We start from the raw sequence: 17,910 nt of genomic DNA, 5'->3' as shown, positions 1-17,910 counted from the left end.
CGTATAAACATCGGAATCTATGTCCTTTTCAGTTTCACCCTTGTGTCTCTTCCGTTTCTTCAGATTCTGCGACCTGGCTCAGTGGTTTTTCTTGAGCTTCTTCATCCATTTTATAAATCACAATTGAGCCTTCCATTGCCTTGAACCGGAATTGGTGATTTGCATAATCATCCTTAAAAGTAGAGAGGTAATCATAAAAATCATCAACCGATGCTGGTTGTATAGTGTATTTTCGATATGCAGCTGCTTTCCTTTGATCAGGGGCAATTTTCGCTATACCGCAGATTCCTCCCTCTTCTTGTCCCTCAATAGTCACAAACAGTGTATCCATATCCAATACACGGCTCTCTATTGTTCCGTCTGGTTTTATGACCAATGGCAAAACTGAGATTTCAGAAGGTAAATCTGTTATTCCATTTTTTACCTCAAGAAAGTACACTATATAATCAACATATGACTTCCCATCATGTTCTCTTAATTGGCTTTTGAAAGATACACTATGATGTCTTGAACTGGTTCCCACAGCGTTTGGAACTTGAATAATCAATTCTGCAAGAACTGCCTCTATATAATTTTCCACTTCATGCATAACGGTATCCATTTTTGTTATTGCCTCAAATTCCGGATAATCGTTCCCTTTAAAGCTAAAAGCGCACAAGACATAATCAGCCTTATTTCCAAAGAATAAAGAATTCGATATAGTAAATGAATTGATTTTTATGTGCTTTGTGTAATTGTCGAATTCTCTCACATAAATAAGTTCATTATTCAAAAAACCATTATCCATGATATTTAATAATGTTCCAAACTGAGTAATAGTGGCTACCTTTTCATGAAGACTTCCTGATGAAACTTTTTCCTCCTCTATGGCTTGATCACCAAATAATGCTGAATTAACTATTTGGCATACACAATCTACACTCATGTGTGCATAATGAAAGAAATCCACAGCTGACTTTTCCATTAATACAGTATCATCAACTTCTATTCCTGCTATATCTTGAAATGGAGGAGTCATCCCCTGCCAAGTGACTTGAACTTTTGTCCCCGGAGCAGATGCCGCTTCTTGCAGCATCGACTGATTGAAATGCTCTATCTCATCTTTCCTGTGTTTATACACTGCCTTTGCTAAATCAAAAGATAAATGCATATTTCGCATTGAATCACGCAGTCCAAGAACATAAGGCCAAGCATCATATACCTTATTATCCGCAAGTGTTCGCTGTAAATTTTTCAAATCAATACTCATTGTGAATCATTCTCCTTTTTACCTCAAGCATCTTATGCTTGTTTTGATTGTATAGTGGTTATTTCTGAAACCACTGTGAATTAGTCACTATATTTCTTGAAGTTTTCCGCCTGTTCCAGGATGTCGCTGTATACTTTTTCATAGATTTCCGGAGGCGTAGGCGGATAACCATGTTTGGCCAGGATCATTATGATATCCGCCTGCATCAATGCACGGATCTGAGCGCTGTTTGCCCAGTCAGCGTACTTTTCCTTGTCACGTAACGCCGCCCGTATTTCCTTAGCAAGCTCTATATTCTCGCTTTCCGGGAAATCAAACTGGAACTTCTCCGCTACAGCGATAAGAATATCGAATATCGCCTTTTCTTCATAATCGATACCCATTGCTTCAAAGGAATTCTGTTCATCTTTGATCTGTTGAAGCAGCTTTAATAGCTGGTCAGATACATTGTTCAGGATGTTTTTAACATAATCTGCATCCGACATCCGGTTATTATACTGATCAACGATGGCATGCAGTCTTTCCTCAAACGTCTTAGCCTTGATTTTATTGACCTTTTTAAATTCCTCTACCTTCTTTTTCAACAGCTGGGTCAGAATCTTTACCTTTGTATTCTGCAGTTTCATCCGTTTTATGCGTTCCAGGTATTCATCGCTGAAAAGGTCAATCGCTTCCTGGCTCATTGTGGCATCTGTAGAAAAGACTTCTTCTACTCCCTCAGACTGAATCGCCGCTTCCAGCATTTTTGCCACATGGGCGTTCATGGTATCAGTGTCCGGGGCGTCTCCCTTTGTCAGCTTAAACAGCACAGAGCGGAGCGCTTTGTAATAATGGATTAGATCCAATTCGTGTTTTGTAAAGTCTTTTCCGCTGTTACAGAGATTAAAGGCTTTGCTCAGCCGCAGGACATTGGCCATGAAACGCTGTTCCATTTCCTTTGTCTGTTGCAGGAATTCCGCACCTTCATTCAGGCACTGCAGCCGTTCTGCCGGATAACCTGTGAAATACTTTGTACTGTCAAAGCCAATCATCATTGCGTTCAGGATTTCCAACTGATCCCGAACCAGCCGGACAGCCGCCTGCACACTGTCCTCGTCGAAAGTATCTTCCTGGAAATCGGTATAGGTACGCAGCGCGGCAAGCAAACCGGGCTTGATCCCGATGAAGTCCACAATCAATCCGCTGTCCTTGCCTTCATAGGTCCGGTTCACGCGGGAAATCGTCTGGATAATGGTATGGCTCTGTGACAACGGCTTATCCAGGTACATACAATCCAGGAAAGGCACATCGAAACCAGTAAGCCAAAGATCCACTACAATGGCAATTTTGAAATTGCTCTTTATATTTTTGAACTGAATGGCTGCTGTTTTCCGGGTCGCGTCACTGCCCAGCAAATCATACATATCCTGCGGATCATCCTTCGACCGGGTTGCTACAAACTGACACATCGGCATCGGGATAAGCTCTCTCTTGTCCTTTTCTGACAGTTCAACGCCTTCCGGTGCTACGCGCAGTTCAAACCATTCCGGCCGTTTCTGCTTCAACATATTATAGAATTTGAAAGCGATCGGCCTAGTCATACAGACAAACATGCACTTTCCGGCTATGCTAGAGCCTTCCCTGACCCGTGTTTCATAGTGATCAATGAAATAATCGGCAACGGCATTCAGCACATCGTCATCGCCGACGATCGCAGCCATATTCGTAACAGCTTTCTTACTCGCTTCCACCTGATATTCATTGCTGCCAGCTGCAAGGCACTGTTGATAGTATTCTTCTATTGCCTTGACCTTTTCATCATCCAGCGTAGCACGGGCCGGCCGACCGTCATATACCAGTCGAACAGTGATACCGTCTTTCACGGAGTCGGTCATCGTATACTGATCGATCACAGGACCAAATACGTCCATTGTTGCGTCTACCGGCGTACCGGTAAAGCCGATATAGGTTGCCTGCGGCAATGCAGTATGCAGAAAACGAGCAAAACCGTACCGTTGCAGCACCTCGTCCGCTTTCACCACTATCTTCATATCCAGATTGTTCTGGGTCCTATGTGCTTCATCCGATATGCAGATAATATTAGTACGGTTCGAAAGCTCTCCAAATTCCTCCGCGAATTTCTGTACCGTTGTCAGATATACACCACCGCTGGCTGTCTTTGCCAACATATCCTGCAATTGCTCCCGGCTTTCCATTTCAATAATCGTTTTATCCCCAATGTAACCTTTGGAATTCAGGAACTGCTGGGACAGCTGATCATCCAGGTCGGACCGGTCCGTAATCAGCAGAATCGTCGGGGAATGCAGACTGGGTTCATGCATAATCAGCCGTGACAGAACCATCATGATGAAAGACTTACCGCAACCGGTCGTTCCAAAATATGTACCGCCCTTGCCGTCCCCCTTCGGTTTCTGATGCGTCAGGATATTATCCAACAGTTTCCGAGCAGCAAAATACTGAGGATAGCTGGCAACAATCTTCAGGTTTTTCCCGTTATCTGTATCCGGGAAATATATGAAATTATGAATGATATCAAACAAGCGTTCTTTCCGGAACATGCCCTGGATCATGGTGTCCAGCGTATCAATTCCGTCCACCGGACGATCATTCATTTCTACACGGCGCCAGGAATAGAAACGTTCATAAGGTGCGAAAATGCTACCTGCTTTTGTATTCACGCCGTCTGACAGAACAGCAAAAGCATTGTATTTGAACAGTTCCGGGATATCCCGCATGTACCGGGTTGTAATCTGCACATAGGCATCATGGATCGTCGTTTCTTCCTTGATGGCTGATTTGAACTCCATGACCACCACAGGCATACCGTTCACAAAAACGATTGCGTCCGGCCGCCTGGTTGCCTTCGGCCCTTTGATCGTCATCTGGTTAACGATCTTCACGATATTCTTGTTGTCAATAGTGTCAAAATCGATCAGACGAAGATGAAAATCCTTTGCACTGCGATCTTCCCGTACAAAGGTTTCTCCCTCCACCATACGCAGGAACATGGACCGGTTCACGCTATACAGCGGCGTCGCAGAAGCATACCGAAGAGAGCGGATAATCGAAGCGATCTCAGAATCTGTAATTCCTTCCGGCGCATACTTCACTGACAGAAAAGCAGACAGATCTTCTTCAATCAGGACATCTGTCAATTCCCGGTGAAGATTATCTCCAAGGACATATTCATAGCCCAGATCAACGAATTTATCGATAATCGCCTGTTCGAGGACCGCTTCAGAAAATAATGCAGGCATTAATATCATATCCCCTTTGTTATTCCACTCAGCAAATTGCTGCGTAATGCTTGCAACGAAATAATCTCAAACTCATTATTGAGAATGAAATTGTCAATCGGCCTTACTTTGCTTTCGAAATTCTCCCGGTCCGATGGACTGGGTAGTTGTATTTTAAGTGCTGCCAAATCATCTTTTGTTATTGAGCCAAACACAGTTCCTTCATCGTTAAAACGTTTAAGCTCATAATACAGTTCTTTCATTGTATAATATAAGAAAGAGTAGCAATTATCTTTAGGATGAATTGCAGCAAGGCCTCTCCCAATTGCACAATCCTCTTTTGCAATATTAATGTCACCCACAGGTGCACGTACACTCATTAAAACATCTCTTTGTTTCGCACGTCTGATAGTATTAGAAGTATATAAGCGAATCGACGGGAAACGGAATCCAAAGTCTGATCGCCCTTGATAGAAAACCTCACCATCTGCCTTGTCGTTAAGCGTTTCTCCTTCAGGAGATGTGCCCATAGTTATACAAGCAAAATCTGACAAAACATTATTCTTTTCAAGGTTGTCAACAGTACTATGGAAATAAATAAGTGCTTGCTTTTCTAAGTTTTCATCAATTTTCCGGAGCAAATCAATCCTTCTCGTAATGACTTCATAGTCGCGCACTATTTTTCTTTGATCATCTATGCATGGAATTGGAAGTTCAACTCCACACATACATTCCCACTCAAATACTTCTCTAGCGCTTCCATTAGACATAAAACGAGCATAACGATCAAACTCAGGCCGCATAAACCACAACATCAGGTATTCAGGAAGCAAGGCGTTTTCGTCTATAATTTCGAACACGGAACAAATACTGCTGACAATGATTTTCTCTCCAAATGTATTCAAAGAGATTGCAATTTTGTCTCCGCGCCGGGATGTATCTGGGATATACGCAAACTGCCGGGGTGATACAACCTTATACCCATCAAAAGACACACCAACCAGATTGGCGTGCGATATTATGAATTCCTTGGTGACAGAAATCCCGTAGAGATTGTCTTCTCCGAGAGCTCTGTCATAATTTCTTTCATCTACTGGTCGGATATATCCCCCCAGCCTCTTATAATTTGATCTCATAGCCCAGTCCTTTCATCACTTCCAGCAAGGCTTGTCTAGACTGTTTCTCCTGAGTCAACAATTCCTGAAGTTCACTCTGAAGCTGAGACATTTTTTCTTCATAGCCGACGGCCTCATCACGGTTCACAAACTCGATATAACGGCTGGGGACAAGGTTATAATCCTTTTCGACGATCTCAGCTTTCTTAGCAACGTAGCAGAATTCCGGGATATCTTCATAAGGCGTTTCATAGTTCAGAAAACGCCAGGATTTGAACCGGTCAACGATCATTTTCCTGTCTTCTTCTGTAAATTCGATGTATTTCTTTTCAAATGGATGCCCTATCTGCCTTAAATCCATGAACAATATTTCTCCGCTGCGATCCCGATATATGGCTTCTCCATCAACACGCTTCTCTTTGCGAGCCTTTTTGTTTCTATTCAAGATCCACGCAGTTACAGAGATATCCGTGGTATAGAACAAATTTCGCGGCATGATAACGATTGCTTCTACCACATCATTTTCAATCATCCGTTTCCGGATCTCGTATTCAGTGCTATCTGCTGACAACGCCCCATTTGCCAGCAATACCACACCCACGCCATTCTGATTCAGCTTCGACACTGTATTCAGTAACCAGCCATAATTCGCATTACTGGTCGGCGGCGTCGGATACCCGTTCCATCTGGGATCATCGTTCAGCTGATTCGGTTCTCGCCAGTCTTTCTGGTTGAATGGCGGATTTTCCAATGAAAAATCAGCTTTCAGATCCTTATGCTGATCATTCAGGAATGTATTGGCAGCCTCTGCACCCAGATTGGCAGATATCCCGCGGATTGCCAGGTTCATCTTTGCCAACCGGCGGGTAGTATCTGTCAGTTCCTGGCCATATATGGAAACATTCAGCCGGCTTCCCTTATGCTCATCCACAAAACGCATAGACTGTATAAACATACCGCCGGAACCGCAGGCACCGTCATACACAATACCGGAATATGGTTCAATCAGTTCACAGAGCAGTGCAACAACTGTGCGCGGCGTATAGAATTCTCCCTTACCTTTGCCTTCTTTCAATGCAAATTCACGGAGACAGTATTCATATACCCGTCCGAAGACATCCTTATCCTCTCCCACCTGGAGCGACAAGCCATTGATCAGGTCCAGCAAAGATGACAGGCCACTGGGATCCATATGCAGCCGGGAGAAATAGTTGTCCGGCAGAGCTCCTTCCAGTGACGGATTCTTTGCTTCGATCTCATGCAGCGCAGTGTCGATCTTGATTGCGATATCAGGCTGCTTCGCGTTTTCCATTATATATTTCCAGCGGGCATTCTCCGGAATATAGAACACATTATCCTTTGTATAGAAAGGCATCATTTCCAGGAACGCCTGCTGACCAGCAGCAATCATCTGTTCCCTATGAGTGTCAAAACGATCATTCGCATATTTCAGGAAGATCATGGACAGAACAACATGCTTATATTCTGCCGGTTCCACTTTCCCGCGCAGTTTATTGGCCGCATCCCATACAGTCTGCTCTATCGGTTTTTGCTCCTTCGGTTTTGCTGCTCCTCTGGCCATATTGATCACTCCAATATCGGTTTTTCCATATATACAAATAGTATATCATCCCACACCACTGTTTTTCAATCAAAATCGGTCTCCTGGATTGGCGGCCACAGGCGCACCGCTGCTGCCCAACACGGCGCAAGGCAGCTTTTTGGCAGTACGCCAAAAGCAACGCAGTTGTCCGCGTTTGGGCCAGCGGCTATGCGCCCCACAGCCGGGGGGAGGGGCGGGCGAAAAACCTCCACTTCCCTCCCCGCAGGATCGTCCAGATTGCCGGGTACCGGGGCGGCAGACTCCGGCGATCAGCCGAGCTACCGCAGCCGGGTTACCGGGCGGGCAACACGGCACACAGAGGATGCGGAAGCTGGCGGGAGCCTCCGGCAGGCCTGAGGGCTTATCGGCGGGGCCCCGCTTTGTTTTGGCTCAGGCGCCGGCTGAGGGCGGACCGGAGGGACTTGTTCCCGACGTGTCCGAACGAAGCCGTCAGCGCCGAACAAAACGGGCGTGCGAGGAGACGAGGCCGACGAAGGCCCCGGGACACGGCCGGACGCAAGAGAGGTACGGAGAAAAACGAGCACGGGTGAAGCGACGCAGGAGCGTAACCCTGCGAGTTTCTTCGACGAACCGGTGCGCCGCGTACGGGCGAACTGTCCCGGGAGACTTGGGCGATCAGCCGAGACCCCGAAGCACGGGACCCAGCGGGCAAGCCGTCACCGAGGCCGGCTTTTGCCGGGCGAAGGTGGTAAGCCCGAAAGGCCGGTCCGCCAGCTGAAGCAGACGATGTGTCCAGCCGTGTGGGCCCCGCTGTCCTTGTGCAGGCGCCGGCCGGATACGAGGCGCAGCCGATGCAGACGGACGAATTGCGCGGCACAAGGCGGACAGCGGAGCCGTCAGGCGGAGCGGCGGCAAGGAAGAGAGGCCGCCGGAGGCGCCGCCCGGAGCGAGGCCGAGAGAGGTTGGAGCACCGTGAGGAAGGGAGCATGCAGGCAAGCGCGCAAGTGCATTGCCGGAATGCGACCGCCCGAGGGGCCTGGGGCCGGAAAGCGGCAAGCGGCAAAAAATGATTCTTTTTTGCCCGCAGACGCCCGGCCGCAGGAGCCCGCAGCGTGCGATCACCGGTGCGACGGCCGAGCGACCTACCCCTACAACAACCAGAGCGCAGGAAAAGACCGACGGAGCAGCGAGCCACGGGGAGCAGGGCCGCCGATGGAATACCCATCAAGCGCAACAGGCGGGCGGCCCTACGATCCCGCGGCGAGCGGGGGTACGGGGCGCTGCACCCGGAAGCAAGCAGGAGAAGATCATATTGCATGGGCGGGAGCTGGCGAGCGAAGGCGCAGCCGGAGCGAGCCTGGAAGAAAGGTATAGAAAAAGCCGAGCTTCTAATCGAAGCTCGACTGTCTATGCAACGTTACAGATGATAGAGGCAGGGTGACGATTCCTGCATCTCCTACGCAAGTCATTGCGGGTAGCGGCTGCCTGTTCCGCCCTCAGCCATCATCTTTATTTCAGATCATTATCCGGTAAAGCATATACATAAAAATGTGGGCTTTCCCGATAACGAAGGGTATTTTCAATCGCAAGGTGATATATTCGATTTGCAATAATATCAGCAGCCCGAATCAGTACAACTTTCCTGGAATCACAATACTTGAGAGTGACTGATTTTGCATTGGGAAACAGCGGGGGATGGAAAATCTGCCATTCAAAATTGAAAGATCCTCGAATTAACTCCTGCTCCAGATTCTCATTCAATTCATAGCGCCCATTTGTAGCAGTTGTGTGTTGATCAACAAAAAAGTGAATTGTCTTAACCTCTACAGGATTAATTGCTCCATCCTGAATTAAAGAAGAAAAAAACCGCTTTATGGCAATTTTATAAGCAAAATCCATATAGCGTTGTCTGGATTTTTTATCATCAGCAATTTGAGCACGTATCTTTAGTTTGGGAATCTCCACAACGACACCAAAACGGAATTCTCTGTTAGTTACTCGGAATAACCGGCGTTGGTTCTTTCTCTCCAGACTGGCTGCTTTCAGCTCATCTTCCGAAGCAATCATATTTTCCTGCCGAATTTCCTGCTCAACGGAAAGATATCTTCTGGCAGAAGATTCCATGGTCTTATTGTCCAGAAAAACCACTCCACCAAATACAAAGTATTGACTATGATAGCAGTCAAATACCCCAGACTCATCTGAGTATACAAAGATATCCATCCCGTTTCCCCCATATACATCAAAAGCCGCCATAACGGCGGCTTCCCCCTGCTGCGGGCGACTTTACAAGTCGCTTAAGCACTCGACTCCGTTGGGCAGGTACGCGTGGGATCTCTCCCCGCATCTATATTATTGCAAACGGAATCCTATTTGTCAATTGCATTTTACAAAAGCCTATATCGTTTTTTCTGTCCATAACGTGATAAACGCTCCTGAGATTAACCTGATAAGCGCCTGTTATTCGCCTGATACTTCTGCCGTTCAAATCGCCTTCCAGAGCTTATAAATCAACGTTCAGAAGCTATCCTGTCATAATCTTTTCCTGATATACACCTGTTCTCACGTGTAATCCCGGTTTTTTACCTGATATTTACCTGCTTTTCTCCTGCTGCACACCTGCTCCTGCACAACCGAATAACCCCCTGAGCTTTTTATGGTTCAATGGGCTGAAACAATCAACGTATATATATCCCTGCTTTCACCTGCAACCAGGCATTTAATCGCTATTATACAAGAAATGGCGGGGAACATCCCCGCCGCTGGGTGGACCCGGGTCTTTCAACCAGCCCACTTATGTAATAAAGAATATCAGAAATAGAAGATATCGACAATATGTATATTTCCTTAGAAATAGAGAGCCCGTTGATCGGCTTTCCGGCCAGCAGGCTCCCCTGGTTATCAGTGGCTGGCCATGTATTTGACATAATTCCTCCAGCAGTGTTTTGCTGTCTCTATGCACTCCGGGCATGCATGCTTCCAACGGAGATAAAAGAGCAGTTCATCCCGAGTTCGAATCTGATAAACATCCTCATCGTTGAGTCTGGTATGCACATGCTCCATATCTCTCGCCAGATCCCCTGAGGCGGAATCCTTTTTCAGGAAGCGCATCATGTAATCGTAGAAAGACATTCTCAATTATCACCTCCTCTCCTGATGCACTATATATACATCATTTACATTTTCTACATTGACGGCGGATGTAGGAAATGTAAATGGTGTAATACTCTTTATCAAAGCAGAAAATCATCAATATACGGTGCAACCCAGACGGACATGCACTCGCTCTTCCGCTTAAAATCCCCAATAGCAATCCCATCCGCTTCCAGCCTAGCCTTCAGCGTCAGCAACAGGCGCTTCATCTGTACGCCCTTCGGCGCAGCAAAACCCAGTTCGGAATACAGGACAAACCTGCCCTGGGGGCTTTCCTTCACGATCTCTCGTAAAGCATTCCGGATCTCTTCATACATAAACTCATCATTGGCAGCATCACGGGTCTTCTTCCCGAAAGTGTAGAAATTGGATTCATCCTTATCCGTAAAACTGATATTGCTGATCTTCGCTTTCTCCCCGATGGAGAATAGCAGGCTTTTCCCATTTGCCGCATTGGAGCATTTGACATGCACCATGAGGCGCTGGTTCGGGTTATCGTCCGCCCTGCCGATCTGCATAATGGAACGGCTGGCACCAGGAATATCTGTAGATCCCAGGGAGCGCAGCACCGCAGGGGTGTCCTGCAGGCCCTTCGCCATGTGGCAGATCAGGGCAATAGCACACCTCGTCCGGTCAGCGACATCCGCCAGCTGGGCCAGGACCGGCCGGGTCTCATTCGCCCGGTGCATATCCACTTTTGAGCCCAGGAAGGACTGGAAGGGGTCGAAGATCACCAGCTTTGCTTCCGCTTGTTTGATATACGCTTCCACTTCTGGGGATATAAAAGAAAGCATACTGGCTTCCGCCACAAAAAAGCATTTCGACAGGTCTCCGCCGTTGGCCGCGATTCGCCTCTTCAGCTCCGGCTGGTCATCCTCCACGGAAAGAATCAGGACATTGCCCTGTCCGCAGGGAACACCCAGCATATCTGTGCCGGTGGAAACCCTGGCGGCCAGGTAACAGGCAAATGCTGTTTTGCCTTCCCCGGGATTGCCCTGGATCAGGGTCAGTTTGCCCACAGGCAAGTAAGGTTTTACCAGAAACTGTGTTTCCGCATCTTCCACATCGGCGGCACAGACCAGGCCGGTCGGATGGTTATTCCTGAATTCATCCTCCGCCCCGCCTTCCCGGGACAGTTCGTCCACAGAACGGATAATCAGGTCTACTTCTTTATCCGAAAGGGGCGGCTTGCACTTCTCCTGATTCAGCCGGTGAAGAAACACATCGATTTCCTTCATCGTTTTTCCCTGCTGTTTCCGGAGTATAAAGGCGATCCGGTTCAGCGATTCATTCCGCTGTCCTTCGGGAATATCCGCATCCAGGTTTATGGAAGGCTGTTCTTTCTTCCCATCGGGTTTCTCTTTCTTTCCCTTTTTCTCTTTCGGCTGTTTTACTTCGGATACCATCAGGTTCAGGAGCCAGGGCGGAATCTCCGCTTCCCGGATATCCCGGATCCCTTTTCCTTCCACCCACTGGTATCTTCCGCCGCTCCGGTGCACTGCGCCGGGAGCAATGACAAGGCCGCCGTCACCGCGGATATCCAGCCCTTTGCCGATGGTCCGGACACTGTTCCGGATATTGACGGCGGTATGGAAATAATAATGATAGCCGCCGCTGCCGGTCCGGACCGTACGGGTCGCCGGAAGGGGTCCATGGACAGCCTCCAGCTCCCGGAGACTGTCCATACCTTCCTGTCCATCCACGTCCAGGACAACCAGTCCGCTTCCTGTGGCGATAGCAGGATTGAAGTAATCCCGCCCGAGCCACATCTGCTCGACTTTCTTCCTGTCCGAAGTCGCTTTCCCCTGCCAGCCACTGAAAGCCGGATGCTTTCCGGCAGACGGACATCCGCGTTTCCCGCAAGTGCATTCCCCGGACCGGTCGATTCCGTGAGCCGGAAAGACGCGATACCCTGCAGCAGCAAGTTCCAGGGCGCTGTCAACCGACGTCATGGTCGATTCCCTCCATAGTATTTGTCATGCGGTCCATCCAGGCTTCCAGCTGCTTCTTCGGAACCAGCACGCGTCGGCCGATACGCAGCGTCGGGAAATCCGCACGGTGGATCAGCTGGTAAGCCACCTGCCGGGAAACGCCCAGCAGTTTGCCAGCTTCCTCAACAGAGAGAGTCAGTTTTTCAGTCATATCTATTCTTTCCTCCTGCCGGTCAATACGGCCTTTTCTATTTTTCGTACCAATCGCTTGCTTTTGGTACGTAATTATGGTAACATGCGTATGTACCAATTTCAATGCATTGGTACAAATGAACCAATCAGGGAGGATCACCGCTTTATGGCACGTACGACTGATAAGAAAAAAGAAGGTATGGGCGCACGGGTTGAAGCCGCAAGAAAGCAGAAAGGATGGTCACAGGAACAGCTCGCTGATTACCTGATGATCTCCAGAAGCGCGGTCAAAAGCAAGGAAATGGGAGACCGGCCTTTCACGCTGGAGGAAGCCTGTGCCCTGTGTGATCTCTTCCATTTAACACTGGACTACCTGGTGAATGGAGTGGAAACAATAAATGTTTCCTTCCATAATGCCTTAGGCCTGGATGACAAGGCGCTCAACTGCCTGCGTTCTTTTCATGAGCGCCAATCTTTCCGGCAGGAAGGTCTCAACATGGCCCTTTCCTCTCCGGATGTTCTGACTGCCCTGTCCCGGTATATGTCCTATGTTCCCGAAGAGAAAGGTTATTATCTTTCAGAACTGATGTCATATAAGGATGACAAGTTTATTGAATGCCGGATGAGCCATGAGTTTTTTTCCGATGTACTGAAGCAGAATCTGCTGCATATGCTGGACAACGCTAAAGCCGGAGACTATAGCTCCACAGGGTATTATGAAGCATATGAGGACTTCATGGAGGTCGTTGAAAGAGAAAGGGAAGCCAAACTGGCAGAACCGACAGAGAATGAAGGGACTGTAAAGGATGCCGAAGAGAAGTAACACCAGGGGCGCCAACGGAGACGGCACCATCCGGAAACGGCCGGACGGCCGCTGGGAAGGCCGGTATTCATACGGCTTTAATCCGCGTACCGGGAAACCGAACCAGAAATCTGTCTACGGCAAAACGCAGAAGGAAGTGCGGATAAGGCTGAAGCAGATCACCAGCGAGATTGACCTGGGTGTGTATACGGAGCCTACGAAGATGACCCTCGGAACCTGGCTGGATATCTGGATTGAGGACTATAACAAGGATGTAAAGCCCGCCACATTGGACCAGTACAAGTATCAGATCCGGGTACACCTAAAGCCCAATCTCGGCGCTGTACGCCTTCCCGAGCTGACTGCCCCGATGGTCCAGCATGTGTATAACAAGCTGATGGAGCCGTATAAGCTGAAGCAGAAGAACTGGAAGGGCAAGGATATCGTCAAGCAACGGAAGGGCCTGTCCGCCAAGTCCATCAAGAACATGAACAGCGTACTGCACAGTGCCCTCAGCCAGGCAGTCAAGCTGGGTTATATCTCAACAAATATCTGTAGCGCGCTGACCCTGCCCAAGGTCCGCAAGACTGAAATGCATCCGGTGACCGGTGAAAACCTCAACGCTCTGCTGAAAGCCATCAAGGGAAATCCCTATGAGGAACTGATCTATGTCACCATGTTTACCGGACTGCGGCAGGGCGAGATCATCGGCCTGACCTGGGACTGCATCAATCTTGATACCGGCATGATGACCATCTACCGCCAGCTGCAGAAGCAGCGTGAAACCGGATCCGAATACAAGTTCCTGCCGCTGAAAAACAGTAAGAGCAGAACCTTCATGGTAGCGGACAACGTCATAAAAATGCTGAAGCGGCAGAAGACCAAGCAGAGTGAAATGAAGCTGAAAGCCGGCAAGTGCTGGAAAAATGAAGAAGGCTTTGTGTTCACAGACGAGCTCGGAAATCATATCTCCAAGTACACAGCCTATGAGAATTTCAAGCGCTGTGCAGCAGAAGCCGGTATCCCCGCCACCCGCTTCCATGATCTGAGGCACACGTATGCCACCCTTGCCCTGGAGCAGGGAACAAACATCAAGACGGTATCCTCTAACCTCGGTCATGCAACAGTAGCCTTTACGCTGGATGTATATGGACACGTGGATGAACAGATGCAGAAGGACAGCGCCAACCGGATGCAGGCCTTCCTGGAAGCATTGCAATGATCCAAAAACAGAGCAGCTGCCGGAATGATAAATGCCAGCAGCTGCTTTTTTTATTCCTCAGACAAAATAGAATCCATATATCCCAAATTGAGAAAGTTAGTGGAAAACATTTTCTGAATTATTGTACTCTTATTAAATGGAATACCATTCATTTGGAACCATCTTTTATCATAAACGAAGAAATCAGTTTTAGGGATTCGGTTACTAACAATCATCAAATTATTACCATACCGCGCTTTATGCTTCCTATTATAATTCTGATACTTTTCAATCTCATTTTTATCTGTAAGAAAACCATCTGTTTCGTAGTATGGAATAAATTGTCTTATTACGTGTAGACTCTCATATTTATGAGCATATAAGAAAATTTGATCAAGCGGCTCAGACATAATTGTTTCATAGATCATCTGATATACTATTGCTAATGAAGTAGAAGAAAAAAGATTTACTTTTCCTACACATGAACAATCATCTTTTGATAGCATAATGGCTCGGAATTTTACGCTCCCATCATACATAATTTCCATAAAATTATGTATTCCACCAGGTATTAATTGGCTGATTCCGTTTTCTTCTCCACGAATTCCACTAAAAGAAATAAGATAAGCATCTCCTAATTGTGAAATACTATATGGAGTATGAAATTTCTCTAACAGTTCACAAGTTTTTGAAAAATCCCATAAATAAAAGTTCTTTTGAAACTGTGTTTCTTCAGAACATGTTAATGAAAAACCAACATCAAGATAAGCACATAAATTGGGGGGAATAAACTGTCGATCACAAATAGGTTCTAGCTCTATTTTTCTGCTAAGTCGCTTTAGCATGTCTTCTCTTTTATTGTATAATTGAAGAAGAGTACTTGATTCTTTAATGGGCATAGAACCAGACGAAATGCGAGTAAAAATAGTTCCTTTATTTGTTATATATGGCGGCATATTACCTTCTTCAATTTTTATTATTATTATCGTGTTGTTATCATCAATACAAAAGCTTTTAACATCAAAAATTGGAGTCGGTGTAATACCATTATATATTACATTGTGAATTCTTTCTTCTGTCCAATTCGTACATCCTCTAATTGTTCGATCATCTCCTACACCTAAAAAAACGTAACCACCATATGTGTTTGATAATGCAGATATTTCCTTTATAAGCTTGTCAGGAGACTCTCTATCATCCTTAAATTCAAAAAAGAAGTTCTCATCTATATCTTCTAATTCAGTAAGAAATCTTTTAACATCCTGTGCTTCTAAACTCTCCCATGATTTGTTCGCAATGAGTATCATTCTAGCTCCTCCTGATCAACTTTATCATCCACCATAGTTTAAGATAATCATATGATAGTTTTCACATTAAGGAATATAATCTTCTTTTCTATAATATCAAAAATAAGAAAAATCAAAAAGGCATTAATCCACTTGCCTGCACTTTTCAGTCAATGCTTCTCAAGCACTCTCTTCATCCCAAAAAGGGTCAAAATTAGGGTCAAATCGCCATTTTGGGCATCAGAAAACCCTGTAACCGTTGAGATTACAGGGTTCTTTCGCGTGCCGAAGGCGGGACTTGAACCCGCACGCTTTTGAGGGCAACGGATTTTGAATCCGCGGCGTCTGCCATTCCGCCACTTCGGCATCGAGGGGATTATAGCATAATCCCTTTTTCGATGCAATGAGTGTTTATACTTACTGCGGGTTATATTCCATGGTTTCCTGGTAGGCCTTGTAGGTGGTCTTGAACAGGACTTCCCGTTTGATTTCCCGGTTGCCCTGGTACCAGACTTTCCAGGTGTTTACCTCATAGCCCTTCCGGCCGGTGACGGTTTTCTTGGTTTCACCGGGAGCCAGACTGGTATTGAGCACATAGTTGATGCCTTCCGGCTGGGGAATCGTCCGAACCAGTTCGCTTTCCAGGTCGATCTTCACACCCGGTCCGAGACTCATGCCGTAAATGTTCACTGTTACCTGGCGGTTGCTGTATCCGGCTACGATAAAGATCGGCTGATCCGTGTTGTTTTTGAATTTAAAGTCCAGGCCCGGCCAGTTGACCGTAGCGTCAAAGCCTTTCTCAATATAGCTGGAGGGCCAGGCGTGAGCATTGCGCTCAACGATTTCCAGGTCTGCCCGCACAACAGCGTTGAACAGGGTGGAGCTGGTCTGGCAGACGCCGCCGCCGACCTCGTCCTTGCTCTGGCCGCCGGAAATGGCAGGGGCTTCCTTATATCCCTTGGCTGCCGTCCGCTCGCCTGTGGCGCCGTTGAAAGAAAAGGTTTCTCCCGGCTGAACGGTGATGCCGCTGATTGCCTGGGCGCTCAGTTCGATGTTGGCGTTACGGTTTTTATCCTTCGTGGTATTGGTGGTATAGGCGGAAATCAGGCCGAAGGAGTTCATCAGTTCAGCCTTGGTCAGATCCGCAATCACCTTTTCCGGCACGACCCGCAGTTCCTGCTTCGTAGTACCGGAATCCAGCACTTCCGTCAGCTGTGCGTAGAGCTGGTCCGGATCAATCTTAGCGCCGGGCTGGTCATCCGTAAACGTAAAGGTTTTACTGTTGAAGTCAAAGGAGTAAACCATGCTGTTGACAGGTTCCCGGTTCACATAGTTCACAATACCATCTGTCAGGTTCCGCAGTGCCTCATGGTCATAATCCTGCTTCGTGGCAAAGGTCGCAGGGTATGTCCGGAGACCGGAAACCTGATTAACGTGTTCCTGGAAGGGAGTTACTGCCCCGTCCTTCAGACCGGAAGTATTGCCGCGGCCGGTTGCCCAGGCTTTTTCCACAACCTCTTCCGTGTTCCGGGAAACCGGAACACGTTCACTGTTTACATGCCAGCTCTCATTGCCTACCGATACGGTGATGTCAAAAGCACCGGCAGCGTCATTGTGAAGGCTGGAGATTTTGCGTATGGCTTCCTCTTTGGTCAGGCCGCCTACATGTTCGTCATCGATATAGATTCCGGGATAGATCTTGCCGGAGTAAACCTCTTTCCGGCATTCATCAAAGAAGTCCTCCCGTCCGCCGTCCTGGATAATCAGGTTACCATTCACAAAAGCCAGGTTCGGCAGGAATTTGTAACGGACGCCGGTCAGCTGGGGTACCACAGCAATGGCCATACCTGCCAGCAGGAGCAGGCAAAAGAAGATCACTGCCGCCCAGGCTCCACGATGTTTTTCTTTTCTCTTATATTTCGGCCGGGAATTCCTTACCGGCGTATGGGCTTCAAAACGGTCAAAATCATCGAAGAGCGTGGAAGGGGCTCCAAGACCGTCGTCCTCTTCATTGGACGCAAAATAACGCCGCTTGCGGGCTTCCTCTTCCACCCGGCGGTCGTACTCGTCCCGGGCCTTCAGTCCCTCATCCCGGCCCAGCGGTTTTTTCCCCGGAAGAGGGTCAGAGATGATATCATCGTCGCCCTCATACAGGTCATACCGTTTCAGTTTCGCCATTTC

Annotated in this window: 12 protein-coding genes and 1 tRNA gene; 2 read left to right on the top strand and 11 right to left on the bottom strand. The window is 47.6% G+C overall.

The genetic code is table 11. The annotated features are described in order from the left end of the window. Positions 1–34: 34 nt before the first annotated feature. From JYE49_RS13995 to JYE49_RS13960, 8 genes are all read right to left on the bottom strand, one after another. Positions 35–1,249 (bottom strand): hypothetical protein, encoded by a 1,215-nt coding sequence (locus JYE49_RS13995; protein WP_093957663.1) that lies wholly within the window; start codon positions 1,247–1,249, stop codon positions 35–37. A gap of 80 nt (positions 1,250–1,329) precedes the next feature. Continuing rightward, complete coding sequence (locus JYE49_RS13990; protein ID WP_093957664.1) at positions 1,330–4,506, bottom strand: type I restriction endonuclease subunit R; 3,177 nt, start codon at positions 4,504–4,506, stop codon at positions 1,330–1,332. A gap of 5 nt (positions 4,507–4,511) precedes the next feature. Continuing rightward, positions 4,512–5,621, bottom strand: a complete 1,110-nt coding sequence (locus JYE49_RS13985) for a restriction endonuclease subunit S (protein WP_283399409.1) — start codon at positions 5,619–5,621, stop codon at positions 4,512–4,514. After that, positions 5,605–7,182: a type I restriction-modification system subunit M gene (locus JYE49_RS13980; protein WP_093957665.1), complete on the bottom strand. Its 1,578-nt coding sequence runs from the start codon at positions 7,180–7,182 to the stop codon at positions 5,605–5,607. Before JYE49_RS13980 ends, JYE49_RS13985 begins: the two co-directional genes overlap by 17 nt. 1,491 nt (positions 7,183–8,673) lie before the next feature. Next, positions 8,674–9,420, bottom strand: coding sequence for a DUF3800 domain-containing protein (locus JYE49_RS13975; protein WP_093957668.1), 747 nt, complete (start codon positions 9,418–9,420; stop codon positions 8,674–8,676). A gap of 645 nt (positions 9,421–10,065) precedes the next feature. Next, positions 10,066–10,296: a YozE family protein gene (locus JYE49_RS13970; protein WP_093957669.1), complete on the bottom strand. Its 231-nt coding sequence runs from the start codon at positions 10,294–10,296 to the stop codon at positions 10,066–10,068. 101 nt (positions 10,297–10,397) lie between these two features. Beyond that, positions 10,398–12,269, bottom strand: a complete 1,872-nt coding sequence (locus JYE49_RS13965) for a bifunctional DNA primase/polymerase (RefSeq protein WP_093957670.1) — start codon at positions 12,267–12,269, stop codon at positions 10,398–10,400. Beyond that, positions 12,256–12,459 carry a helix-turn-helix domain-containing protein gene (locus JYE49_RS13960; protein WP_093957671.1) on the bottom strand — a complete coding sequence of 68 codons (204 nt, stop codon included), beginning with the start codon at positions 12,457–12,459 and terminating at the stop codon, positions 12,256–12,258. The genes JYE49_RS13965 and JYE49_RS13960 overlap by 14 nt, the downstream gene beginning before the upstream one ends. A 147-nt stretch (positions 12,460–12,606) precedes the next feature. On the opposite strand from JYE49_RS13960, the gene JYE49_RS13955 reads away from it, so the two are divergent. Beyond that, complete coding sequence (locus JYE49_RS13955; protein WP_179217364.1) at positions 12,607–13,263, top strand: helix-turn-helix transcriptional regulator; 657 nt, start codon at positions 12,607–12,609, stop codon at positions 13,261–13,263. After that, positions 13,247–14,464 carry a tyrosine-type recombinase/integrase gene (locus JYE49_RS13950; RefSeq protein ID WP_093957673.1) on the top strand — a complete coding sequence of 406 codons (1,218 nt, stop codon included), beginning with the start codon at positions 13,247–13,249 and terminating at the stop codon, positions 14,462–14,464. Before JYE49_RS13955 ends, JYE49_RS13950 begins: the two co-directional genes overlap by 17 nt. A 50-nt stretch (positions 14,465–14,514) precedes the next feature. Here the strand turns inward: JYE49_RS13950 and JYE49_RS13945 are convergent, their stop codons facing one another. The 3 genes from JYE49_RS13945 to JYE49_RS13935 form a co-directional block, all read right to left on the bottom strand. Further along, complete coding sequence (locus tag JYE49_RS13945) at positions 14,515–15,750, bottom strand: AlbA family DNA-binding domain-containing protein (protein WP_093957674.1); 1,236 nt, start codon at positions 15,748–15,750, stop codon at positions 14,515–14,517. A gap of 262 nt (positions 15,751–16,012) precedes the next feature. Further along, positions 16,013–16,095 (bottom strand) — tRNA-Leu (locus tag JYE49_RS13940). A 51-nt stretch (positions 16,096–16,146) separates the two neighbouring features. Beyond that, on the bottom strand, positions 16,147–17,907 hold the full coding sequence (locus JYE49_RS13935) for a VanW family protein (RefSeq protein ID WP_093957675.1): 1,761 nt from the start codon (positions 17,905–17,907) through the stop codon (positions 16,147–16,149). Between the last annotated feature and the right edge of the window lie 3 nt (positions 17,908–17,910).

Origin of the sequence: Aristaeella hokkaidonensis, from assembly GCF_018128945.1 — a bacterium.
In the GTDB taxonomy this organism is placed as follows: domain Bacteria; phylum Bacillota; class Clostridia; order Christensenellales; family Aristaeellaceae; genus Aristaeella; species Aristaeella hokkaidonensis.
This window is presented reverse-complemented; position numbering and strand designations above follow the sequence as displayed.